General features: G+C 63.2%; 12 protein-coding genes. 4 read left to right on the top strand and 8 right to left on the bottom strand.

Going from position 1 to position 24,576, the window contains the following annotated elements:
• Window positions 1–146 precede the first annotated feature (146 nt).
• A complete protein-coding gene (locus tag OH491_RS15840) occupies window positions 147–3,293 on the bottom strand; it encodes a TonB-dependent receptor plug domain-containing protein (protein ID WP_068770590.1) in 3,147 nt (1,048 codons plus the stop codon).
• Window positions 3,294–3,498: 205 nt separating this feature from the next.
• Between OH491_RS15840 and OH491_RS15835 the strand changes: the two genes are divergently transcribed.
• Window positions 3,499–4,974 (top strand): DUF1961 family protein, encoded by a 1,476-nt coding sequence (locus tag OH491_RS15835; protein WP_068770591.1) that lies wholly within the window; start codon window positions 3,499–3,501, stop codon window positions 4,972–4,974.
• A gap of 117 nt (window positions 4,975–5,091) precedes the next feature.
• Here OH491_RS15835 and OH491_RS15830 read toward each other — a convergent pair whose 3' ends face one another.
• The 7 genes from OH491_RS15830 to OH491_RS15800 all read right to left on the bottom strand — a co-directional run bounded on the left by OH491_RS15830 (window position 5,092) and on the right by OH491_RS15800 (window position 16,509).
• Window positions 5,092–7,461, bottom strand: a complete 2,370-nt coding sequence (locus OH491_RS15830) for an alpha-L-rhamnosidase C-terminal domain-containing protein (protein ID WP_068770592.1) — start codon at window positions 7,459–7,461, stop codon at window positions 5,092–5,094.
• A gap of 54 nt (window positions 7,462–7,515) precedes the next feature.
• Entirely contained in the window at window positions 7,516–9,252 is a 1,737-nt protein-coding gene (locus OH491_RS15825; RefSeq protein WP_068770593.1) for a sodium:solute symporter family transporter, read from the bottom strand.
• Between the two features lie 100 nt (window positions 9,253–9,352).
• Entirely contained in the window at window positions 9,353–11,374 is a 2,022-nt protein-coding gene (locus OH491_RS15820) for a heparinase II/III domain-containing protein (RefSeq protein WP_334319348.1), read from the bottom strand.
• Between the two features lie 285 nt (window positions 11,375–11,659).
• Window positions 11,660–12,733, bottom strand: coding sequence for a Gfo/Idh/MocA family protein (locus tag OH491_RS15815; RefSeq protein WP_068770595.1), 1,074 nt, complete (start codon window positions 12,731–12,733; stop codon window positions 11,660–11,662).
• 18 nt (window positions 12,734–12,751) lie between these two features.
• Window positions 12,752–13,720, bottom strand: coding sequence for a Gfo/Idh/MocA family protein (locus OH491_RS15810; RefSeq protein ID WP_068770596.1), 969 nt, complete (start codon window positions 13,718–13,720; stop codon window positions 12,752–12,754).
• Between the two features lie 108 nt (window positions 13,721–13,828).
• Complete coding sequence (locus OH491_RS15805) at window positions 13,829–15,088, bottom strand: uroporphyrinogen decarboxylase family protein (protein WP_068771122.1); 1,260 nt, start codon at window positions 15,086–15,088, stop codon at window positions 13,829–13,831.
• 47 nt (window positions 15,089–15,135) lie between these two features.
• A complete protein-coding gene (locus OH491_RS15800; RefSeq protein ID WP_068770597.1) occupies window positions 15,136–16,509 on the bottom strand; it encodes a glycoside hydrolase family 30 protein in 1,374 nt (457 codons plus the stop codon).
• Window positions 16,510–16,745: 236 nt separating this feature from the next.
• Here OH491_RS15800 and OH491_RS15795 point away from each other — a divergent pair, with 236 nt between their 5' ends.
• The 3 genes from OH491_RS15795 to OH491_RS15785 all read left to right on the top strand — a co-directional run bounded on the left by OH491_RS15795 (window position 16,746) and on the right by OH491_RS15785 (window position 24,574).
• Entirely contained in the window at window positions 16,746–17,867 is a 1,122-nt protein-coding gene (locus OH491_RS15795; protein ID WP_068770598.1) for a cellulase-like family protein, read from the top strand.
• Between the two features lie 344 nt (window positions 17,868–18,211).
• A complete protein-coding gene (locus OH491_RS15790) occupies window positions 18,212–23,323 on the top strand; it encodes an autotransporter domain-containing protein (RefSeq protein ID WP_342750580.1) in 5,112 nt (1,703 codons plus the stop codon).
• Between the two features lie 129 nt (window positions 23,324–23,452).
• A complete protein-coding gene (locus tag OH491_RS15785) occupies window positions 23,453–24,574 on the top strand; it encodes a hypothetical protein (protein ID WP_068770600.1) in 1,122 nt (373 codons plus the stop codon).
• The last annotated feature ends 2 nt before the right edge of the window (window positions 24,575–24,576 follow it).

Raw genomic sequence — 24,576 nt, 5'->3', positions numbered from 1 at the left:
ACGTTTTGCAATCGTTTCAAGAACCCGGCGTGTGTCCCGAACGGCATGCGCATATATGCTGTCATGCGAATCGAAATAAAAACTCATCGATGGTGTGGGAGGAATGTATAAGCCCGGCGGATTTATTATCCCTGGGGCTGATGCCATTAATATTGAAACGTGGAGGTCAGCATGAAATTGCGCGGGGTCAGGAAACGATAGCGTGAGACCTGATTCTCGCCACGAGAATTATTAAAGCTCTCGCTCACGTAGGTGCGCTTGTCGAAAAGATTGTTGATGGAAAGTCGCAACAGCCAGCGCACTTTCCGGTTAAATATCATGCGATCGTAACTGAACCAGATGTTGGTGCTCCACCAGTCGGTGCCGTAAATTGGACGGTCGAGATCGTAGAGACGAATGGCAACGGCGTTGGTCGGATTGCCTGGCTCGGTACCCGGCACGTATTCGGGATTTCCATACTCATCCGTGCGATACCGGTAGGACAGCAGCGGGGCGTTGCGCCATTGCTGTGCCACGCCGAAGCCGAATCCCTTGAGCGGGCCCCGTTGCACGGAATAATTGCCCACAAAATTCGCCGCCCATTCGTTCAGGTTTAGGGCCGACATGCCCTCCTGGCAGAGATTCAAGGCGACGCTTCTTTCAATGGTGCCAACAATATAACTGACTGGATACAGGGTTTGGTCGGTGCCCACAGTATGTTCCAGTCCCTGGTTCTCGGATGCCATCCAGTAGTCCTTGTATTGCGCAAGATACGCCTGGGTGAATGGCATCAAGTTTTCCTGCACCGTTTTCAACTGGGTGACGTTGGCACTGATGCGCAGGGAGTTCGTGGGATTGGCCACAACTTGAAATTCATACCCCTGCGTCCGGTAATCCCGGGTGTCATACCAGCCTGTCAGCTTCATAGGCGACGCATCGGGAATGCCGGCGGGATTGTCCCGATTCCAGATGGCATCCCAAATGGCATTGATGCGCTGGTCGTTTGAGCCGCGCAGGCCTTGGTCCGCCTCGTTAAGGCGCTGGGCCTGGAAATAATTCAGGCTTCCCGTGATGCGGTCTCCCATAAGGCGGAACTTGATTCCGATCTCCTCACTTTTGCCATTGCTCTCGGGCACGAAAGTCTTGAACACGGTGAGCGAGTTGCCACCCGGCGGGTTGTAGCTCTCGGCCCGGTTCCAGCTCAGGGAAAGCCAGCGGTTAATATGGTAGGTCAGCCCGAGGGTGCCGGTCCGACCGCTTGCGGAGTGCGGCGTGCCAGGCAAAACCATTTCAGCGGCCGAGGCATACTCACCATTGCTATATCTCCACGCCGGGGCGTTCCATACGTCCACGGAGTCCCACCGCAATCCACCGGTGAACACGAGATGCTCATTGAACATGAAGCTCTGCATCGCCAGCAGGCCGGAATCAATGTTGTTCTTGTTGCGAACGGAGGTTTCGGCTCCGCGCAGCATCACGGTGGTCAGGCGTCCGTTGGTGCCCGGCCCCACAACCGTGCTTGGGATTTGTGGAATATTTTCGAGCCCCACGCTGGAATCCGTCAAGTAAGGCGCGGCTCCGGGACCTCCGAAATAGGTGCGCCGGGTTACGATATTGGTGCTGGCCACGCGCGACGCGATACCGTCAATCGGCGTGTCATTATATTCATATGGGCGGTCAAGGGACTGGGTATGGATATAACGTTCCGCCAGGGCGACAAACCGGTGCCGCCCCAGCATCCTGCCCAAGCGTGTTTTTCTCTTTTGAAAATCCAGCGTGTAGGTAAGCGTCGCGCGATAATCCTTGCTCGTGGTAAAGCCAGTTTGTTCCCTGCGGGCATAGTCCATGTAAGGGACGCCGACGTAGGGGTTGGGCGAGCCGTCGGGCAGAAATTTATTCACATCCACAAACAAATAATATGAGCCGCTTGACGGCGTGACCTGGTCAGTTCCCGATTTTTCATTGGAATACCCCACTTCCAAGGCAAGGTCCCTGCCAATCATCTGCTCAAACACGATGGTGGAGATGTGGCCCCGCTGGTTGGCCATCGAATTGTTCAGGCCGAACCAATTCACCTTGTCGGCGGGGTAAAGCGAATAGTCGGTGAGGCTTATCCTGCCATCGGCCCCGTCCGGCGCCTCTGCGTAAACCGGCCTGCCCATGGCGTAGGAATTGAACGCATATTGATTGCCGGGGTTCGTCACCACAAAGGTGCCCCCGCCCATCGCATACACTTGCCCGGGCATATGCTCCAATTGATTGGTATCATTATTCAGGAGCGGATAGTGCCCGGGGGGAGCATCGCGGGGCACGGTGTAGGGGCCGCTGTAGTCAACATACGTGCCGCCGCGTTCCCTCCACGCGGTGATACCGTCATAGGGCGCGAACATGCGACCACCGGTTTGGTCAAGCGTGATATCCTCGTAATTGGCACGGAAGGTGGCACCCTTCCAAGGCTGGATTGCAGCCGTCAGGTAGAGGCGGGTTTGTTTTTGTTCGTCGGGTTTTAGCACCTTGGGACGTTCCTCATTAAACCCGATGAACCGGATGGCGACGGGCATTTCCGTGCGCCCAAGACGAATTTTTCCGGTGGCATTAGCGTCCAGGGTAATACGGTAGGTGCCGTAGCTCGCCCAGTCGCCCGAGGCGGAAATCCGGTCGCGCTGCATGTTCGGCTTGGCCAGCGAGGTGAAAGTGACGCCGGTGGGATCGGAGATGCCGTAAAGCACGGAATTGGCGCCGCGCGCGAGGGAAAGCCGCTCGGTGTTATACATGTCCAGGGGAAGGTCGGTGCGGAAGAAATCCCGCGCGACGTTGGTCGTGCGCATTCCGCGAATCATATAATAAATGCCCTGCACGGAGCGGTTGCCCTCGCGGTCGTTCATCTCGGCATACTGGGTGGTGCCGGGCGCGTAGGAAACGGCGTCGAGAAAACTGGTGGCGCCGATGTCCTTCAGAAAATCAACTGTCATCTCGGTGATGGACGAGCCGATGTCCTTGAGGTCGGTCTTGAGGCGTGTGCCGGAAAGGGATTCCTGCGCGGCGTAACCCCGGCTGCCGTCGTCCCTGACGACGAACGGAGACAACTCCACGATCTCCTCCTCCTTGTTTTCATCGGCCACCGATGCCGGAGTGGTGGTGACAGGGATCCGGCGGGAAGCGTCCTGCTCCTCGGAAGCCGAAGCCTGAACTGGCACGGATTGGGCGAACATGCCGGAGATGGATGGCGCGAGGAGGAATCCAACCAACAGGAATTTGGCGGCCAGGCTGACGGGGCCGGTTTTACGGGAGCCTGCGTGTGTCGAGTAGCTCATGGGATATGGATGGTTAGGGTACTGGTTGCGGGTGAAAGGTGGCGGTGAGTGGCGGTCATGCGCAGTAGATGGGGCATATTTGCCGGACGCGCCATAACTGAACACCTGCGCGGACGAGAATTGAAGCGCGACGCGACTTTACTCGTTAAGTAAACAACGGTTTTTCTTTGCACTCCGGCGCGGCGGGCGCGCTACAATATGCCTGATGACACACCCCATTTTTTCCTACAATCCCGGCGGCGGCGCCTTTGACCCGCGCCTGATTCAGGGCGCCTCGTGGCGCCGAATCGAGCACCAGGGCATGAGCGCCCTGCACCTCGCGGGTGTCCGCGACCATTTCATCCTGCCCGGGCACACGGTCAACGAGACCCGCGGCGCGCTGACGATGTGGGTGCTGCCGTTGCAGGACCTCGCGCCCGCGACCCATTATCCCGCGCATGCGCACTCCAACCCGCATTTTGCAAATTTCACCCTCCTCAGCGACCGCGAGAACACCGGCGACGTGGACGCCGCGCAGTTTGCCATGTTTTATAATACCTACTGGCATCCCGTCTTTATCACAAAGTTTCACCGGGGATCGTTTGTCGACATGGCCTGGCGTCCCCGTCAGGCTGCCTTCGCATCGAGCAATTATTTCGAGATGCGTCGCCTCAACTGGTATCATTTGTGCGTGACTTGGGACCGGTCGCGCGGCGCCGTGTCGGTTTACGCCAACGGCGTGCTCATCGCCATCCAGGACACAACCGCGACGCAACCCCATGTGACGCAGCCGTGCGCGCCGATGCTTTATGCCGGCAATCCCGCGCTGGCCTATGCGAAAATCAATTTCTATGACAAAATCCCGGCACCGGAGGAGATCCGCGCCGATTTTTTGTCCCGCCCGGAAGTGGTCAACAAGGACACGCAGGCGTTCCTCGAAAAAACCTACGAGGGCGCGGGCCTGCCGGCGTTCGCATGGAAACCCGCCCCCGGCGCGGGCTGGCGCGACGCGCTTTCGCTGCCCATGAACCGCGACGAGGACATGCTCGCCTTCTTCCACCAAGGCGGTGTCACGGGCACGACGGTCACGCCCGAGGGCACCCGCGTCGTCACGCCGACACTCGATGAATATTACAATGGCTTCCATCTGGTGAAGCCCGATCCCACGCGCATGTATTTGTGGAGCCGGCAAACGTTCGAAGGCGATTTATACGCGAGCTTTGAATTCAAGTTGAATTCGCACGGCGGACTCTGCCTCTTCATGGCGCAGGCCGCGGGGATGCAGGGCGAGGATTTTATGAAAGACTATTTCCTGCGCTCCGACGGCTCGATGAGCATGGTATGCTGGGAGGACGTGCGCAATTACCACTGGGAGTTCTACCGGGAAATGCTTGATACCAGAAACGATCTCGTCTCGCACGGCATGATAAAAAACCCCTGGCTCAAGCCGGTGGCGTTCCAAGTGGAGAACCGCCGGTGGGAGTTGAACCGCTGGTATAAGCTGGAATTCTTGCAGGAGGACATGCGGATACGCGGGGCGATTGACGGCGTGACGGTGATCGATTACACGGACAACGGCTTCGACAACAACGGCCCGGTGCTGACCCACGGCCACATCGCCATCCGCTGCATGATGCGAACCGACATCGTGATTCGCAATTTGCAGGTAAAAGATCGTCCGCTAGTGAAGATTTTGGGATAAAAACCGGTATCAAAACTTAACCATGAAATAAATTTATACCACAGATGGACACAGACAAACACAGATTTCCCTTAATGGAATTCCTCCTTCATTTGAGTCCACCTGTAGTTAAAATCATTATTTCCGGTCCGCGGGCAGAAGGGCGCGCCACTGGCCCTTGACGGTTTGGGATTTGCCGCCGAAAAGCGACACGCGCGCGGTCACACCCGGCGGCAAGTCCAGCTCCACTCGGATTTTATTTCCGGTTTTGCGCCACTTGCTTTTTATCAAACCACGCGGGGTCGGTATTGCCGTGTCGCAACGCGTTCCGTGGAAAACCGGGGCGTAGGTTATGGATTTCCATGCGGGGGCAGCTTGGCGGACGCCTCCCAAGGTTTGCATCAGGTGATAAAGCGGGTGCGCGGACCAGGCATGGGAAAAACTTTCGTCGGCGCGGCGTGGCGCGAAGTTTTCCCAGGTCGTGCCGTGCTCCGCCATGCGCGTCCAGTGACGTTTTATAAAACCGACCACGCCCTGTCCATGCCCGCGTTCGGATAAAAATGACAATATGTAAGTGACCCAGTAGGCGGAGGGAACAGCCTTGTCGCACTTGTCCTCCCATAGGTATGGCAGCAGGCGTTTTTCAAGGATCGTTTTTTCATCGAGACCGGGAATGGCTGCAATCAAGCCGAGCACTTGGGAATGCAGGCTCGCATTCGTGACAATTTTGCCGGCGACGGTGAAGCCATCACGCATCTGCCCGTCGGTCGTGACGAGGCGGGAGAGGGATTTTCTGATTTTGGCCGCCCATTTGGAGAGCGCCAGGGCTTTCGCCTTGTTCCGGGTTTTTTCGGCAAGGAGCGCGAGGCGCTCAAGCGCGATGAGAAGCCACAGGTTATACACACTCGGGAATCCTTCCCTGTGCAGTTCCGTCCAGTCCAGAAACAGCCAGAAACGCTCGTCGTAACCGACAAGGCCGGTTTTTTTGTCGCTGTATTTCTCAAAATAACCGAGGGCGCGCTCCACGGCATCGAGGTGCGTTTCAAAAGGCTCGGCCGAGCCGGTCTGCCAGTAATAATCCCAAAGGGTGAGAAACCAGATGAGCGTGAAATCGGGCAGGATGCAGCTATGCGCGATGGTGGGGGCGTGCCCGTAGGTGACACCCTCGGGCGTGGCCTGGCCGGCGATTTGCGCGATGCCGCGGCGCAGCAGGCGGGCGTCGCCGCAAAGGTGAAACGTGTTCCACGACTGCACGCGCGCGTCGCCCCACCACTGGGCCTGCTCGCGCCACGGGGTGTCCACATAGGCGTCGAGCGAGCAGCATTGCTGCGTCCACGCGCAGGCATCCCAGATTTTGTTCAGCGCATCGTCATCGCAGGAGAAATGCCCGGCTTTCCCGAGCGGATACCCCTGCCAGCGCAACACGACATTCACCGTGAGCGGACGGGGGGAATTGCGCACGGTGACAATCATATAGCGAAAACCGAGCGCGTGACAAAACTCGTGCGTGTTGTCGCCGGCGCGGCAGATGACGCGCCCGCCAAAGGCCATGCGGCAGTGTTTGTCAGGGATATAATCGGGCGAGAGATTTTCACCGATGGTCTCGAAGTGAAGCGTGTCGATGGCTTCGCCGCCCGCACAGCCCGGAATTGATATGGCGGGACAGCCCACAACGGTTTTCCCGAAATCAATCAAGTAACTGGCAAATTGGTTTTCAGCCAGCGCGGGGACGGAAATTCTGTCGGCGGAACCGGTCGCGGGCAGAAAGGCGAACCCGGCCTCATATCTAAAACACGCGACGTCGCGGATATTCATATAATCACGCGAATCCATTCCTGTTTGCGCGCCGATGACGGCGGCGGCGGGCCACCATTTTTCGGCAAGCTGCGGGATGCCCCGCGGCTCCAGATCCGCCCAAGGCATGTCGTGCCATGTCGCACTGCACGAGGGAGCTTTCCATGAGGCATCGCACTCGTGGTTCACGGCGAACCAGTCCGGCGGCTCGGCACGCAGGTCGATGTGCTCCTGCGCGAACAGTTGCATGCTGCCGGGAGCGCTGTCGCGGCGGATGCCGGGCTGGCGGCGGCCGAGCCAGGTGGCGTCCGTGACGATTTGCGTTTTGCCGGCGTCCAGCGCGGCGAGCAAGCCGGCACGACCTTGAAATACATACTGGAAATTGCCCGTGCCGGGGTTGTAGGCGCGGATGGCGATGAGATTGCGGCCTTTTTTCAGATGCCTAGAAACATCAATCGCATCATAGGGCCAGCGCGACTGGAAGCCGCGGGCCGGGCCGCGCGTGATGTATTCCCCGTTTATGTAAAGCCGGTAGGATTGGTCGGCTGTTATATAAAGAATTGCATCGCGGGGTTTTGCCTTGAGATCGAAGGTTTTTCGGAACAGCGCGAAACAGTGATGCATGTCCCAGAACTGGTCATCGGGCCATATCCATTGCGCCTGTTTCAAAACAGGCGGAACGGGAGTTTTTCCTGAGTCGGGTTGTTTTTTCATATTACGCATGGGTGCGGCCCCGGCAGCCATGGCGCATGGCAAACCGGAGGGGGCCTAATTGTTTGCCCTGTGCCTCCTTCGTCCAGCGCAAACGAGCAGGACGCCGACGGCGCCGAGCACCGCGGCAAGGGCGGCGATGCTGGCGCGGCCGGAGGCGGGATTCGGCACAGCCAGCAACAGCGCGGTGAAAACAGCGATCGCCAGCGTGAAGCGGCCCATGACCATCAGCTGCCGCCCGTCGTTGCCCTCGCCCACCTCGGTGGCGAAGTTCACGGGGCGGTGCATTTTCTCAAAAAAGCCGGCGACCTGCTTTTTGTAGGCGTCGTCACTCGTGTTCCAAAAAAACATCGTCAGCAAAAATGCGACCGTGCCGGTGATGAGCACCCAAAACACCGTATGCTGGAGGTTCCAGTAGTCCGAGCTGGAGAAGGTCGAGAACGACGAGGGAATGATCGTCGCGGCGGCGGAAAACACCGCGGACCAGTGCGGCACCTTTTTTATAAACAGGCACAACAGCAGCGGCAGCGTCATGGGCATGACAAGCACGGCCGATATTTTCAGGGCGATTTCAAACACGCCGTGCCCGTCCTTGAGGCGCGACATGTAAAGCGCGAGCACGATGATCAAAACACCGAATATTATGGTGACCACGCGCCCCAGCCAAAGCTGCGCGGTCTCGCCCAGCGGCGGGCGGCGCAGGAGGCGGCAGAACGCGGGCATCATGTCCTTCACAAACATGGCCGCGTTGCCGTTCAAGCCGGCATCCATCGAGCTCATCGTGGCGGAGAACATCGCCACTACCATCATGCCGATCAGGCCGACGGGGAGAAATTTCGAGCTGACCACGGCAAACGCGGCCTCGACGGGCTTGGGCATGCCCGAGGCGAGGATTTCCTCGGCGAACAAAAGCCGGCCAGTGACCGGCGGGATGAACCAGAGCAGCGTGCCGGCGGCCATCAGCACCAGCGTGAGCAACGCGGCGCGGCGCGCCTCGCGGCCGTCCTTCACGGCAAAATATTTCGCGCCCGATTGCAGCGAACAGAGGCTGACGATTTGTATCGTGCCGATGGCGAGGGCCCACTCCCAAGTATAAGTCTGCCCCGGAAAAGCATCGCCGGGTTTTACCAACGCGAATTGCCCGGTGAGACCGGCGTGGGTTATCGCGTCGAGCAGGCCGCCGAAACCGCCGAAGTGCACGAGGCAGAGGATGGCGATGAGAATGGTCATGCCCATCATGATGAGCCCCTGGACAAAGTCCGCCGCCATCACCGCCCATTTTCCGCCGGTCGTGGAATAAAACAACACCACCAGCCCGAGCACCGGTATGACGAGGTCGATGGGCAGGCCGAAGGTCGTGGACGCGTAAACGGCCAGCCCGAGCAGCCAGACCGCCGCGGTCAGAAGAAACACGGGCGTCCACACGTAGGCGTAAACCTGCTGCGTCATCGGGCCGAAGCGGGCGCGCAGCACCTCGGGAAACGTGGTGGCGCGAAACTGGCGGAACCACGGTGCGAGGAAAAACACGTGAAAGCCGAACCCAATGCAGTTGGCGAGATATATAAACAAAATGCTCCAGCCCGCCTCGAAGGCCAGGCCGCCGTTGCCCGTGAAGGTGTTCGCGCTGATGCCCGCCATGAACGAGCTCATGCCCACGATCCACCATGTGCCCCGCGAGTTGCCGCGAAAATAATCGCCGGAGCTCTTGCTGAAATTCTTGAAGACGATTCCGATGGCGATCATCAGCACCAGATAGGCGACGATGACGGCGTATTCGATCCAGTTTTGGGTCATGAGGGGGGGGCGTTTTTACTATCCACAGATTACACGGATTTTCTCAGATTATAATTTCATAAAGAATCCGTGTAATTCGTGGGCAGTTTATTGGTTCGTTTTATTTTGCGGGTTTGACGGGATTCATGAGCGTCGCCTTGTCGCCATTCCAGAGGATGCGGTCGATGCGGCCGGGCCACTCGATGCTGACAAGGGTGCCTTGGGAAATTTTCCTGACAGAGAGCGCGGGATCGTGCCGGTAGCCGGCGGGCAGCGGGGCGAGGAGGGCCGCGAAGCGCGGGTTGCCTGTGCTTTGGCTCGTGGCGGTGAGTTTTATATATTTGAGGGGATCAATGCCGGGGGCGCCCGCCAGCTCGAGGGGCGCGTGGGCGAGGTCGAGCCCGGTGGCGGCGCTCACGCGGACGACCATCCGGGGTTGCGAGGAGCCGCCGGATGGGGCGACGACAAAAGTGCCACTGTCTTTTTCGGACACTTGCATGGTTTCCCATGTTATCATCTGCCACGTGAAGGCGTGCGGGGCGCCTTCCTCCTCGATATCATCAAGCACCACGGCATAGGCGGGGACGCCTTCGGAGGGGCGCACGTAGAAGGCGTGGCGCAGGGCCTTGGTGACGGGGACGCCGGGCATGTCCTTGTCGTTTTTATTATAAGCGGACTTGGCGTCGATGAGCGCGTAGCCGAAGGCGTTGTTGTTTATATAATCGAGCACGTCGCCATCGGTGCCCAGCCCGCCGCCGGAGAGCGCCTGGCCCTTGCCGTCAACCAGCACGCAACTGTGCGTGACGGTCTGGCTGCGGCCTTTGGGGTCCCGGTTGTTGCCGTAGCCGACATCCACGGCCCAGCGCTGGCCGAGGCCGTAAAGCGTGAAGTGGCCCTTGTCGCCCTGGTTGTGCGTGACGGGGATGTAGTGCCCGGCCTCGATGGCGAAATAGGTGTCGTCCTTCGCCCAGCCGGTGCGCCAGACGCACAGGCCGCGCTTTTTGAAATGCTCGCCGTAGGGCGCCGGAATGAGCTGGGCGGGGCTTTTGACTTGCGAGCCGAGGTGTTCGACGCCGAGGTGATGCCAGGCAATCTGCATGAGGTTTTTGTCCGCCCTGCGCGATTGCGTCCACAGCCAGGCGGCGAGCGGATCGGCCCGCGTGGCGTCGTTGAAGCCGGAGGCAAGGAGCAGGAGGAAGGGCGCGCCGGTGCCTTTGCTCTCGCCGCGGTCGGAATCGTAGCGGGAATCGTTGCGCGCCTCGTAGCCGGACGCGCCGGGCAGGATTTGCATGGCGAGAAAATAGGAAACCATTTTCAGCTTCGGGTGCTCGATGATGGCCCTGCGTTTTTCCACACGGGCAAGCGCCTCGGCGAGCATGAGCGCGTTGCCCAGCCCGTATTGCATGTAGTCAACGCCCTCGATATTCGCCCCCTTGTCCTCGAACGCCGCGTCGAGCCAGTTGAGGACGATGGTCTCGGCCATGCCCAGCCACTCGCGCGACTTGTCCGGGAAATCCTCGCGCAGCACGAGGGCGAGCAGGCCCGCCGCGCCGCCGGTGACGCCGGAGAAATTGTGCGGCACCGTCCACGCGTGCCACTGGCTGTCGGGCCGGGCAAATTCCTCGGCGAGCGACTCCATGCATTTTCGCGCCGCCTCGACCACGGGGGCGCGCTGCTCCGGCGTCATCAGGGGCGAGAAATAGTCCAGCCCGATAGCCAGCGCGCGCATCATGTCGCCCCGCACACCCGCGTAAATGCTGCCGTTGACGACGTTCACGATGGCGTCGTCGATTCCCGCGTGGAGGAGCTTGATCGCGTGCTCCTTGTATTTCTTTTTGCCGGTCATGGCGTGGGCGAAGCTCAGCGTTTCCATCCACCCGGAAAGGCGGCGCGGAAACATGTGCGTGAGGTTTTTTTCCTTGGTATTGCGCGCGGCCTCGACAAACGCCACCGGGTCGGCGTAGTGCCTCGAGCCGGGGTCGCACACGCCATCGGCGTAGGCAAGGATGGGGTCCCAGGTCGGCTTGTAAGCGGGGGACGCGACGCGCTCCTTGAGCGTCTTTATCCCGGCGCGGTTGAAAAACAACACCGGCTCCGGGCTCACTGCCGCGAAAAGCGGCGAGCCCAACAGGAAAACCGTCATGCCGAGAGATAAAAGCGCAGCGAAAAAAGCCGGCGCCGCGCGGGATTGAAAGCAGCGTGGGCAGGGTGCGGGATGGTTTTTCATGATATGGAATTCGATGAGGTCAATGGGGCGGAAAGGGGAAGGCGCGAGGACGTTTCAGAGCCAAACCACCCTCTGCAAACGATCAATGCAATGCAGCGTTTACTATCCCCGTTAAGCCGCAGGCGATTCCCCTGTTTTTGTCCTCGTTATTTTGAATGCTTGTTTTTCAGACGTCGAAAACAGCGCCGCCCGCAGTAATTATCAGCCGGACGACGGCGTGGCGATGCCGGGCTGGCGGCCCATCATCTGGATAACGCGCAGGCCGGCGACGATTTGCTCAGGCGTGGTGAACGATTCCGCCCCGGCAAACGATTCGCGGCGCACGGCACGGGCAAACGCCTCCCATTGGTAAGCGCCGCTGCCGCCGGTGACCTCGGCACGCGCCACGACCTGTCGGGCGCCATCGCGGAGTTTGACAAGGGCCAGTTCGCTTTTCCCGGCATCGCCGCGCGCGGGGCCGAGGTTGCGGTAGATGGTGCCGTTTTCGAAATTGAGCGTGAGGCCGTTGCGGTAGCAGTCCCCGTCGCCCACGCAGAAGGAGGCAAAAATGTTGGCGAGCGCGCCATTTTCAAAGCGAAGCGAAAGCTGGGCGTTGTCGGGCGTGGGGCGGCCGGTGAAGAGCCGCGTTTGCATGACCTGTGCGTCGGCGACAGGGCCGAAGAGCCGCACGAGGTCGTTGATCAAATAAATGCCGAGCCGGAAAATCGGGGCGGCGGGGCATCGCGCGGGATCGTCATACCAGGAGCCGTCGGCGGTCTCGCGGTAGGAGGCCCACACGTCGGCGCGCGCACCGACCGGGGCGCCAAGATCATACCCGGTGCGCCAGCGCTCGATTTGGGCGATGTCGGGCGCGGGAAGCGGCGCGGGGGAGTTGAGATGGACGACACGGCCCAGTGCGCGCGCCTCGCGCAAGACGGCGAGCGCCGCGTCGGGGTCGATTTCGAAAGGCTTGGTGGTGATGACGTCCTTGCCGGCGCGGATGATGCGGCGGATGAGCGCGGCCCGCCCTGCGGGACCGGTGAACAGGCCGATGGCGGGAATGTCCGGCGCATCGATGAGTTTTTGCAGATCGTCGAACGCACGCACGCCACCGCCGAGTTTTTCCGCCATCGCGGAGGCTTTCGCGGCGTCGAGATCGCAGACGGCGGCGACACGCAGCCAGGCCGCGCCGGCGGCGAGCTGGTCGATGATGTGACGGCCGAAATTAAGGCCGACAATGCCGATGGGAACGCGCGAATCGGCAGGAAAGGAAGGCTGGTTGGCGGCGGATGGCATGATGATAGCGGAAATTTTTCATATGTTTCTTTGCACGGCGGATTGTTTTGCGCGAATGGCCCAGCGGGTGGGTGAAAGCTCCTCCTCAAGCGAGAACGGCGGCGGCGCGCCGGCGGAGATCGAGGCGAACACCGCGCGCAGGAACGGTTTGCCCGGGCCGGAGGTGTCGAGCGGGCCGTGGTCGGTTTCGCCAATGACGAGCCGTGTGAACGCGCCGCCGCCGCGCGACTCCACGATGCCGCGCGTGCCGAGGATGCGCAGGGATTCGTCGCCCCAGACGCCGGTGCCGCGGGGGTTGAGATAATTCGCGGCGATGGAGGCGACGCCGCCGTTGCGCAACGTGAGCGCGAGCGAGGCGGCCATGCGCAGGCCGCCGCCGGGGACAGGATTGCCAAAGGAGGTTTCCACGGCGCTCACCGAAACGATGGGCGTGCCGGCGACGTGCTCGACGAAGCGCAGCGCGTGGATGGCGTTTTGCATGACCAGCCCGCCGTCAACCGCCTCGTCCTGCGGCCTGTCATTAAAATATGGATACGATTTCTCGGCGACAACCTGCACGATCTCTCCGAGCCGGCCGGAGCGGACGATCTCGCGCATCGCGAAATACGGCTGTCCAAACGCGGTGCCCGCCATTTCGTGAAACACGCGCCCGGTCGCGCGCGCGGTGCCGATGAGGGCGTCGAGATCCTTCTCGTTCATCGCGCAGGGTTTCTCGGCCAGCACATGTTTTCCGGCACGCAAGGCACGGATCGCATCCGCCGCCTGCCCGGCGCGCCGCGGCGAGCAAAGCGAGACAAAATCGACCTCCGGATCGGCGAGCAGGGAGTCGAGCGAAGGATGCTCGCGAATGGCCTGGTCGCCGCGCAGCGTCGCGGGCAGCGATTCGCGCGGAAACGCCGACAGGGCCGCGAGCCGGACGCCGGGGTGGGCGGCGAGGGCGTTGTGAATCTGGTGGCCGTTGGCTCCATGGAGGGCGATGCGAATCATTGGAACAAGGGAGAAGGCTGGTGTGTTTTCCCCACAAAGGAAACCAGGAATGGATTGGAGACGGGGAGCGGGCCCTTTCGGCCTGGCCTCCGGCAAAACGGGCGTGATTTATCCGCCGGCCTTGTTGTGATCGCGGATGGCGTCGAGCATGGCCGCGATGTTTTCCACCGGGGTGCGCGCCTGGATGTTGTGGATGGTGTTGAACACAAAGCCGCCGCCGGGCGCGAAGATGCGCAGGCGCTCCAGCACCTCGTCGTAAACCTGGGCGGGCGTGCCGAAGGGCAGCGTCTCCTGCGTGTTCACGCCGCCGCCCCAGAAAACGACATCCCGGCCAAATTCGTTTTTCAAACGGCGCGGGTCCATGTCCTTCGCGGAGCATTGCACGGGATTGAGGATGTCGAAGCCGGCCTCGATCAGGCCGGGGATGAGCGGCACGACCGCACCGCAGGTGTGCTTGAACGTTTTCCATTTCGTGCGCGCGTGTATCCAGTCATTGATACGTTTGTAATAGGGCGCGTAAAGCTCGTCGAAGGTCGCGGGCGAGCAGAACTGCGACTGCTGCGTGCCGAAATCCGTCCCGCACAGGTAAACGACATCCACCGCGTCACCGGCGAGGGCGGCGAAACGCTCCAGGTTGCGGAGCGCCACGGTGCTTTCGTGCTCGAAGACGGCGCGCACATAGTCACGGCGTTCCATCAACGACACATACCACTCGGTGACATCGCGGACGCCACGCGGCTTTTTCATGAACGGCGCGGGCACGAGCGCGATGTCGCCCAGCGCCGTGCCCCCGACGGCGGCCACGACCGCGCGAGGGCCGGCGGCCGCGCGCGCGATTTCCCGCCGCCAGTGCGCGATGTCGGCGTCGCTGAAATCCGTGAACTCCTCGCAGTTGTCCGCCGGGTCGAGCGCATCCTCGTTTATCGGCTCCTGCCGGATGACCGCGTCAAAGAAATAGCCGCCCGCCGGCATGAGTCCGCTCGGGCCGGCGGAGATATCGCCCTCGGGAAATATATGCAGCCCGCCGCCGGGCGCCGGACGCGTCCGGAAATTCTCCGGCACGAGCACGGTCTGCCCCCACGGGGTTTCCCATTCGCGCCAGTTTTCGTTGGGGAAGCCGAACATGGTGTTGCGCGCGATTATGCCGGTGGCGTCGGCGCCCATCGCATCGAGCAGGTCGTCCTCGACCAGGCCCAGCATCTGGTAGGGCTCGTGGACTTTAACCGGCGTGTCCGCGAGACCGAAGTACCGCCGCAGCGCGGCGACGACGCTCGCGTGGATGCCGGTGACGGCGGTGCTGCCAAAGTCCACGGCGACGGGGCCGGATTGATGGCTGATGGCGCGGCGGATTTTTTCTCGGGATGTCATTTGCATAAAAATATATGCCGGCGAGGCGGGCGGTGGCCGGGCGGGTGTCAGGAGGCCGCGAGCGTGAGCGTTTGAATCGAACGCGGCGGAATCGAGGCGGCGCATTCCCGGTCGCCGGCACGGAGGATGAAGGGACGCGGCTCCCCGGTTTTGTTCAGCACCACGACGACGATTTCACCGCCGGGATTCCTGAAGGCGGCAGTCTCCAAGCCGGTTTGCCCGGCGTCGCTTTCAAGCCTGCGGGCGCCGGGCCGGACGTGGCGGCTGAAGTGCCCGATGTAATAATAGGAGCTCTGGTAATGAAGCGTGTCAGTGGCGGCATCGGCGATGATGGGCGCGTCGCAGAAATTGCCCACATGGTTGGGGCCGCCCTCGCGGTCGAGCACCAGGTTCCAGTCAAGCCAGCCGGCGGCGCCGTGGTTCAAATCGCCGATGATGGAGTGGGCATAGCGCTCACCCTGCGCCCACGCGCCAAGCGCGGGAGCGCCTTCCACGCAGCCCTCGGTGGCGAGGAGGATTTTCTCGGGCCAGGCAGCGCGCACTTTTTCCAGTTGGTCGAAGTGGTCGCCCGCATACCAATGGAAACCGACGCCCCACACATGACGCGCGGTCCCGGGGTCGGCGAGGACGACCGACGCACGTTCAAAGATGCGATCCTTATTATAGTCCCAGATGAGGATTTTCACGTCCGCGAGCCCCTGACGCGCGAGTTCGGGGCCGAGAAAGCGTTTCACAAAATCGCGCTCGTCCTCCGCGGAGTAAATGCAGGAATCCCATTTCTGCACGACGGCGGGCTCGTTTTGCACGGTCACGGCCCAGATGGGGATGCCCTCGGCGGCGTAGGCCGAGATGTATTTTGCAAAATAAAGCGCCCACGCCTCGCGGCACTCCGGGCGGAGCCAGCCGCCACGGTTCATCTCGTTGTTGGTCTTCATCCACGCGGGCGGGCTCCACGGCGAGGCGAGCAACCGGAGCCCGCCGGGAACGAGCGCGAGCGCATCCTTGATGAGCGGAATGAGGAGCCGGCGGTCGCGCGAGATGTCGAAATGCCGCAGCTCAAAATCACCCGGCACGTCGTCGTAGGCGTAGTTGCCGAGGGCAAAGTCGCAACTGTTGATGTGGGCGCGCCCAAGCGTGTAGCGCAATCCGCTCCCGGGGTCGAAATACGCCTTGAGCGCCTCGTCCCTGCGCGTCGCGCCCATCTGCGCAAGCGCGTGGGCCGCAGCCTCGGTAAACGCGCCGCCAAAGCCGATGATGGACTGCCGCTCCGCCTCCACGCTCACCGTGAGCGCGGGCGCGCCGTCCGTCACCGAACCGGTGGGCGCGAGGGGAACCGGCTGGAGCGTCGAGAGACGGTCGCCGGAACAGCGGCTGGTTTGCACGACGTCAACGACGCCGCAATCTGTGGCGCGGGTGCTCATGGCATCTTGTATCTAAAATCGGATACGAAAGGAAAACGTTCCAGGCACGTTCTCATGCGAAACCGGCCGCGGCAATTCCGCCTTCACTATTCCCGTTAAGTTCAGCGGCATCCAGACGCGGGGCATCTTACTTAACGAGTCAAGCCTCCGTGCGTTTTACTTTGCCCAACAGGCGCGTGAACTTCCGAGGGACGCCTGTCGCCTTTTAGAAACTCGAAATCTCCATCCCCCGTCCCATGCCCGCGACCAACCAAAAACTCCTCAGCAAACTCCAACATCCCCTCGCCATCACCATGTGGGATTTTTCCTGGCTTGAGCGCCGCTGGCCCGGCGCCGGCTACGAGGACTGGGACGAGGCGCTCGACGGTCTCGTCGAGCGCGGCTACGACGCCGTGCGCATCGACGGCTACCCGCACCTCGTCGCCGCCGGCCCGGAGCGCGAGTGGGACATCATCGCCCCGTGGAACCAGGAGGACTGGGGCAGCCCGACGCGCGTGCGCGTGCGCGTGCTGCCGGCGTTGACGGAATTTATAAAAAAATGCCGCGACCGCGGCCTGCGCGTCGGCCTCTCCACGTGGTTCCAAAACGACACCACCCGCCAGCACCTTCTCATCGCGAGCCCGCGCGCCCACGCGAACATCTGGCTGTCCGTGCTCGATCACATCGGACGCGCGGGCCTGCTCGACAGCATCCTCTACCTCGACCTGTGCAACGAATGGCCGCTCAACTGCTGGGCGCCGTTCTTCAAAAACACCGGCGGCAACGATCGCGACTGGCGCACGCCCGCCTCGCTCGGCTGGCTCCGCGAGGCCACCGAAATCATCCGCGCGAAGCACCCCTCGCTGCCGCTCACGACTTCGTTCACCACGTGTATTGATCCATCGGATACAAACGGCGTCGATCCCGGCTTCATGGACTTCCTCGCAATCCACCAGTGGATGGGCAGCGCGACGGAGTTCAACGAACGAGCCGGCTATCATTTCGAGCGCTTCGAACCCACGGGCTTCGAAAACCTCGCGCTCTACGCCGATAAACTTTACCGCAGCGACCCCGACCACTGGAAACGCCTGCTGGCGGTGCATCTCGACTCGTTCGCCGAATGGAGCCGCGCCACGGCCAAGCCGCTCGTGACCACCGAGGGCTGGGCCATCGTGGACTACAAGGACTGGCCGGGGCTCGACTGGGCCTGGGTGAAGGAGTTCAACGCCTGGGCCGTGGAGCGCGTGGTGGCGAGCGGCCGTTGGGCGGCGATCTGCACGAGCAATTTCTGCGGCCCGCAATTCCGCGGCATGTGGCGCGACATCGCCTGGCACCGCGATCTCACCGAAAAAATCCACGCCGGCAAACTGCCCGCGTGATGCGCCAGTCCGCCGGCATTCGCAGGCGCTCCCACTGCCGCCCGCGGGATTGTGCGGCACGGGCGACTCGCCCATGCCAATCAAACCCACAGGCGAGTCGCTCGTGCGAAGCAATCCCGACCGCTAACTTAACGAGTCAAGCTGCAAACGCTTTGTCACCGCCCCGCGTTCGCGCAGAGATTGCACCCGCGTTCGTTTTCCCTCTTTGCCCTCGCACCCAACCGGCTTTTCCCACCGGCAAACACACCCAGCTCCCGATTTTTCACGTCCAATCCGTCCTTTCGCGTCGCCCCCGGCGCGTGCTTTTTCCAAACCCAACCGCCAGTCCAAACTCAGCCGCCATCATGAAAACCGCACCCATGTCCGCTGCGCCCGTCGCCCGCGCCTCCCGCCGCGCCGGATTTCTCAAAAACGCCGCCGCGCTTTTCGCCGCGCTCGCCTGCCTCGCCCTCGCGCCTCGCGCTGGCGCGCAGTCCGGCACCATCACGCTGACCGGTGGCGACCCCAACGCACAGACCAGTTGGAACACCGGCACCCGCTGGAGCGACGGCCTCACGCCGCACGCCGACGCCGATTACCTTGTGGACTCGCTGACCGGCTTTGTCATGCGCTCCCCTCAGGCGACACCGGAGATTTCCACCTTCGGCGGAAGATCGCTCACGCTGCGCAACAACCCCGCCGTCGCCTACACCGACTGGGCTTCCAACGCCTCTCGCAACGCCGGCCCCCTCGCCATTAAAAGCGGTGCCGGCTCCATACTCACCATCAACGACCTACGGCTCGAATCCTACGGCTCGCAGGCGATGATCAAGCACGACTTCGCCAGCGCCGGCGCATTCACTCTCGCGGGCAACATCACCCTCGTGACCGGCACCAGCAGAATATTGCTGCTCGCGGGCTCCCCCCAAGTCACCTTTGTCATCAAATCGAATATCTCGGGCAGCGGTGGCCTCTGGCTCGATAATTTTGACGGCGCGTCGGCGACCAACCTCTTCGTGCTCGCCGGCAATAACACCTACACCGGCGTGACCTGGCTCACCGGCGGCACCTCTTTCGCCACCAACGTCGCCCTCCGCCTCGACTCCGACGCCGCCCTCGGCAACACCAGCGGTGTGAAACTCGACAGCTCCGGCGCCTCGATCGACCTCAACGGACACAGTGTCAACCTCGGCGCGCTCTCCGGCACCTTCGCCGCCTCGCGCATCACCAACCGCGCCGCCGGCACCACCGGCACAGCCACCATCACCGTCGTCAGCGGCACCACCCTTTACGCTGGCATCCTTAACAATGCTCCCGGTGCCCTCGCCGTCACCAAGGCCGGCAGCGGCACCCTCGTCCTCAACGGCACCAGCAATACCTGGTCCGGCGACACGCGCATCGACGGCGGCCTCCTCCTCGTCCACGGCAACGCCGGCTCTAACCCCGCCTCCGCCGTCACTATCGCCAACGGCGCCGCCCTCGGCGGCACCGGTACCGTCGGCGGCATCGTCACGCTGCAAAACGGCGGTGTCCTCCGCGGTGCCGCCGGCAGCACCCTCACCATCGGCGGACTCGCCTTCGCCGGCGCCACCGGCGCGCTCGACGTCACCCTCGGCGCTCCCTCCGCCACGCCGCTCTTCCAAGTCAACGGCAACGTCGCCCTCGGCGGCCTCGTCCACATTGCCGACGCCACCCTCGCCCCCGGCTCCTACGCCCTCGCCGGCTACACCGGCGCGCTCACCCCCGGCGCCGGCCTCGCCATCGGCAGCGTCTCCGCCGGCATTGACAAACTCATCCTCTCCGTTGACACCGCCACCGCCGGCAAGATCAACCTTTATTATGGTGACGCCGATTACTGGACCGGCGGCGCCGGTACCTGGGACGCCGCCGCGCAAAACTGGACCGACTACACCGCCACCGGCAGCCATGCCTGGCGCGCCGGCGTGCTCGCCCAATTCCGCGGCCCCGCCGCCACTGTCACCGTTGGCGACACTGTTTCCTCCGCCGGCCTCGTCTTCGCCACTGACGGCTGGCAACTCGCCGGCGGTACCATCGCCCTCGCCAGCCCCACCTCCATCATCCGCGTGGGCGACGCCACTGCCGCCGCAGCCACCTTCAGCACCACCATCGCCAGCGCCATTACCGGCGCCGGCGGCATCGAAAAAACCGACCTCGGCACCCTCGTACTCGCCGGCGACAACACCTATACCGGCGCCACCATTGTCCGCGAAGGCGCCCTCGTCCTCAACGGCAGCCACTCCGCCGCCGCCGCCCTCATCGTGAAAACCGGCGCGCGCCTCTCCGGCACCGGCGCCACCTCCGCCATCGCCACCATCGAAAACGGCGGCATCCTCGCCGCCACCGCCGGCCCCGCGCCCCTCACCCTCGGCGGCCTCGTCCTCTCCGCCTCCTCGCACCTCAACCTCGCTCTCGGCGCGCCCTCCGTGGACGCCCTCCTCCAAGTCAACGGCGACCTCACCCTCGACGGCATCCTCAACATCACCGACATCGGCGGCTTCGGCGCCGGCCTGTATCGGATCATCAACTACACCGGCGGCCTCACCGACAACGGCGTGGAGTTCGGCTCCATTCTCGGCATCCCCTCCGCCCTCCTCAGCCTCAACACCGCCACCGCCGGCCAGGTCAACCTCATCTACCAAGCCGCCAACCTCTGGAACACCGGCAACGGCACCTGGAGCGCCACTGGCACCGCCCCCTGGCTCCTCGGCCAAGGCGCCGATACCGCCACCGGCTTTGCCCTCTTCGCCGGCGCGCCCGCCACCGTCACTGTGGACAACGCCGCCGGCCCCATCACTCCCCTCGGCATGCAATTCGCCACCGACGGCTGGCTCGTCACCGGCGGCACCCTCACCACTGCCGGCGGCGCCACCCTCACCATCCGCGTGGGCGACGGCACCCCCGCCAGCGCCGCCTTCAGCGCCACCATTGCCTCGGCCATCGCCGGCTCCGGCGGCATCGAGAAAAACGACTACGGCACCCTCGTCCTCGCCGGCAACAACACCCACGCCGGCGCCACCACTATCCGCCTCGGCACGCTGCTTGTTGACGGCACCCACGCCGCCCCTGCCGGCGGCGGCTACCTCGTCTTCGAAGGCGGCGCCCTTGGTGGCTCCGGTCGCATCGCCGGCGCTGTCGCTGTCGAAAACGGCGGTGTGCTCCTCGGCGCTTCCGGCGCGACCTTCACCACCGGAAACCTCACGCTCGCCGAGGGCGCCATCGTCAACGTCGCCCTCGGCTCCCCCGCCCAAAGCGCCGCCGGCGCCACCACCCTCTTCCGCGTCAATGGCGACCTCGTCCTCGACGGCACCCTGCACATCACCGACGCCGGCGGCATGGGCCCCGGCTTGTATCGCATCTTCGAATACACAGGCGTCCTTGACGACCGTGGTCTCGAACTCGGCACCCTCCCCGCCCCCGCCTATGGCGCCGAGTCGCTCCTCACCCTCGACACCGCCGCCGCCGGCCAGGTGAACCTCCTCTACGGCACCGCCGACTTCTGGACCGGCGGCAACGGTATCTGGGACGCCACCACCGCCAACTGGACCGACTCCGGCTCCGCCACGACGCGCCCCTGGGGTGGCAGCTTCGCCATCTTCCGCGGTGCCAGCGGCACCGTCACCATCAACGCCGGCAGCGGCTCGGATGCAGTCGCCTTCAACGGCGCCCAGTTCGCCAGCGACGGCTACACTCTCGCCGGCAACGTCATCGTCGCCACCACCGACCCCAGCATCATTCGCGTCGGCGACGGCACCGGGGCCGGGGCCGCCATGACCGCCACCGTCACCGCCGAAATCACCGGCGCCGGCGGCCTCGACAAAACCGACCTCGGCACCCTCGTCCTTGCCGGCAACAACACCTACACCGGCGCCACCCGCCTGAAAGCCGGCACCACCCGCCTGACCGATGGCGGCAGCATCAGCGCCGCCACCATCTTCCCCGGCGCCCGCCTCGAAGGCGCCGGCACCGTCCGCGGCAACCTTGTGAACAACGGCATCCTCGCCCCCGCCGCCGTCACACCCCCGGCTCTCACCATCCAGGGCGACTACACCCAGACCGCCAGCGGCACGTTCGCCGTGACCCTTGGCGTTCCCAACTCCCTCGGCGCGCTTCTCGTCAACGGTAACGCTTCCCTCGCCGGCGAACTCCTCGTCCAAAACACCCCCGGCTTCGCCCCCGGTCCCGGCTCATGGTACACCATCCTCCGCGCCGCCAGCATCACCGGCACCTTCGACACCCTCAACGCCACCGGCACCCTCTCCGGCCCGTTTGCCGGCATGTCCGGCAACTGGGGCCGCGCCTCCCAGATGCTCCTCTTCGAGGTCCTCTATGGCGCCACCGATGTCCGCCTCAGTTTCACCCAGCTCTCCTACGCTAGCGCCGACGCCCTTCCCGGCCTCACCGCAAACCAGCGCGCCGTCGGCGCCGCCGTTGACACCCTGCTCGCCAGCGGCTCCGCCTACTCCCTCACCGGCGCGCTCAACTCGCTTCAGACCGAGGGCGAGGTCCTCGCCACGCTCAACGCTCTCTCGCCACAGGTCTATGAACGCTACTTCGCGCAGGCGCTGCACTCCGTTGACGCCGGCGTGCGCTCCATCGAGGGTCGCCTCGCTTCGACCGACGGGCCCAAGAATAAATGGAGCCTCTGGACGGAACTGGTCGTCCGCAGCGCCTCGTTCGCCGGCGACGCAGACATCCGTTCCGCCAATTCCCACAGCTATGGGGCGCAAGCCGGCGTTGACCGGACCTTCGGCGAGCGGGTGACACTCGGCCTGTTCCTTTCGATCACGGATGACGATCTGGACGACCGTCTCGAAGCCACACGGCACCTCGCCGGTGTGTATGGCCGTGCCGCCTTCGGAAACGCCTTCGCCGACATCGTCGCCGGCGGTGGCGTGGAAACCCTCGACGCGACGCGCATCATCAACATCCCCGGGCACCCGGGCATGACCGGCTACCCCGCCATGCCCCGTGCCAGCATGGATGCCAACGAATATTTCGCCAGCGCGCGCCTCGGTTATGCGCTCGCACTCGGCAAGACACGATTCACGCCCTACGCCGCGCTGCAATACATGTGTTGGGAGGCGGACGCCTTCAATGAACGCACCGCGTGGGATACCCAGCTGCGTGTCGGCGACATGGAGGGCAAGTCGTTCGCCACACGCCTCGGCTTCGACCTCGCGTGGTCCTTTGGCAAAAAGACCGTCTACACCCCGCGCCTCAGCCTCGCGTGGCGGCACGAGTTCGAGGACTCCGCCCGCGACATCTCCGCCTCCATCGGCGGCAGCCCCTTCACCGTCCGCGCGCAAAAACCCGAGACCGACGGCTTCATCGCCGCCCTCGGTTTCGACGCCGCGCTGACCGCCCGTCTCACAGCCTATCTCGGTCTCGCCTACGAACGCTCCACCGCCCTGAAAAGCGCCTTGGACGCCAACGCCGGCCTCATGTGGAAATTCTAGGAATCCTCCAATTTATTGAATTTCATAGAACCATTAAACTCACCACAAAGACACGAAGGGCACAAAGGAGCAGGAATCGATTATTATAATCCAAGCCTTTGTGCCCTTTGTGGTGGAAAACAAAACCACATGGACACCACCCGCCACTCCCGCTGGCGCGACCAACTCGCCGCCGTCGCCAGCCAGCCGCTCGAATACTGCCCTGGGTTTCCCGAAATCGCCGCGCGCTGGGAAGACTGGTGGCACTTTCGCGCCGCCCGCCCGCTCATGATGGCGTCAACGTCCTCTCGCACCGACATCTACTGGGGGCGCGGTTTCAAGTTCATAGAGAGGCCGCAACAATGGCTGGACGCCCTCCGCACCCAGGTCGCAAACACGCGCTGGATTGGCGAATTGCTCCCCCGCGTGCGCGTGGACATAGGCCCCGAGGCCCCCGCCGCGTTTCTCGGCACGCCGCTCCACCTCTCCGAGTCGGAGCAAACCGCCTGGAACACACCGAACCTCTCAAGCTGGGACCCGCCGCCCGTTTTCCGCTTCGATCCGGAAAACAAATGGTTCCGCCTCGTCCTCTCCCTGCTCGCGCTCACCGCCGATGACGCGCGCGGGCGCTACCTCGTCTGCCTCCCCGACATGGGCGGCGCGGTGGACGTCCTCGCCAACATGCGCGACCCCTCGCTCCTCTGCATGGACATCATGGACGACGCCCGCGAGGCCGTGAAAACCGCCGCCCTGCAAATCGCCGACGCCTGGGCTCCCATGTATGAACAAGTCATCGACACCATCCTCAGCCGCGGCGCGGGTTATATAAACCAGATGAGCCCCTGGTCGGGCGAGGACTACGTGGTGCCCACATGCGATTTCAACGCGCTGATAGGTCCCGACGATTTCGAGGAAATCTGCCTGCCCTCGCTCCGCCGCCAGGCCTCGAACGCCGCGCGCATCTGCTTCCACCTCGACGGCCCGCAAGCCGCGCGTCATGCGGGGGCGCTTGGCCGGCAGGACTGGGTCCGAACCGTGCAATTCTCGCCCGGCGAGGGCACGCCCTCCGCCCTCGCGAAGCTCGACATGCTGCGCGGCTTGCAGGAGGCGGGCAAGCCGGTGCTGGTCATGGCCCCGTTGCGTGAGGCCGCGGAGCTCGCCCGCAAGCTCGATCCGCGCGGCCTCGCCATCTGGGTGCAAGGCAACCTCTCCCCCGCCGACGCCGCCGAGTTTGAGGACATTATAAAACATCTTCCGGATTCCCATGCTTGAAT

This window comes from Termitidicoccus mucosus (assembly GCF_038725785.1).
Taxonomy (GTDB): Bacteria; Verrucomicrobiota; Verrucomicrobiia; order Opitutales; family Opitutaceae; genus Termitidicoccus; species Termitidicoccus mucosus.
The sequence above is the reverse complement of the archived record's forward strand: the minus strand, read 5'-3'. Positions and strand labels throughout refer to the sequence as shown.

Bases quoted from the DNA above. Each gene is read 5' to 3' on its own strand.
- OH491_RS15840 (WP_068770590.1), bottom strand. From the start codon at position 3,293: ATGAGCTACTCGACACACGCAGGCTCCCGTAAAACCGGCCCCGTCAGC.
- OH491_RS15835 (WP_068770591.1), top strand. From the start codon at position 3,499: ATGACACACCCCATTTTTTCCTACAATCCCGGCGGCGGCGCCTTTGAC.
- OH491_RS15830 (WP_068770592.1), bottom strand. From the start codon at position 7,461: ATGAAAAAACAACCCGACTCAGGAAAAACTCCCGTTCCGCCTGTTTTG.
- OH491_RS15825 (WP_068770593.1), bottom strand. From the start codon at position 9,252: ATGACCCAAAACTGGATCGAATACGCCGTCATCGTCGCCTATCTGGTG.
- OH491_RS15820 (WP_334319348.1), bottom strand. From the start codon at position 11,374: ATGACGGTTTTCCTGTTGGGCTCGCCGCTTTTCGCGGCAGTGAGCCCG.
- OH491_RS15815 (WP_068770595.1), bottom strand. From the start codon at position 12,733: ATGCCATCCGCCGCCAACCAGCCTTCCTTTCCTGCCGATTCGCGCGTT.
- OH491_RS15810 (WP_068770596.1), bottom strand. From the start codon at position 13,720: ATGATTCGCATCGCCCTCCATGGAGCCAACGGCCACCAGATTCACAAC.
- OH491_RS15805 (WP_068771122.1), bottom strand. From the start codon at position 15,088: ATGACATCCCGAGAAAAAATCCGCCGCGCCATCAGCCATCAATCCGGC.
- OH491_RS15800 (WP_068770597.1), bottom strand. From the start codon at position 16,509: ATGAGCACCCGCGCCACAGATTGCGGCGTCGTTGACGTCGTGCAAACC.
- OH491_RS15795 (WP_068770598.1), top strand. From the start codon at position 16,746: ATGCCCGCGACCAACCAAAAACTCCTCAGCAAACTCCAACATCCCCTC.
- OH491_RS15790 (WP_342750580.1), top strand. From the start codon at position 18,212: ATGAAAACCGCACCCATGTCCGCTGCGCCCGTCGCCCGCGCCTCCCGC.
- OH491_RS15785 (WP_068770600.1), top strand. From the start codon at position 23,453: ATGGACACCACCCGCCACTCCCGCTGGCGCGACCAACTCGCCGCCGTC.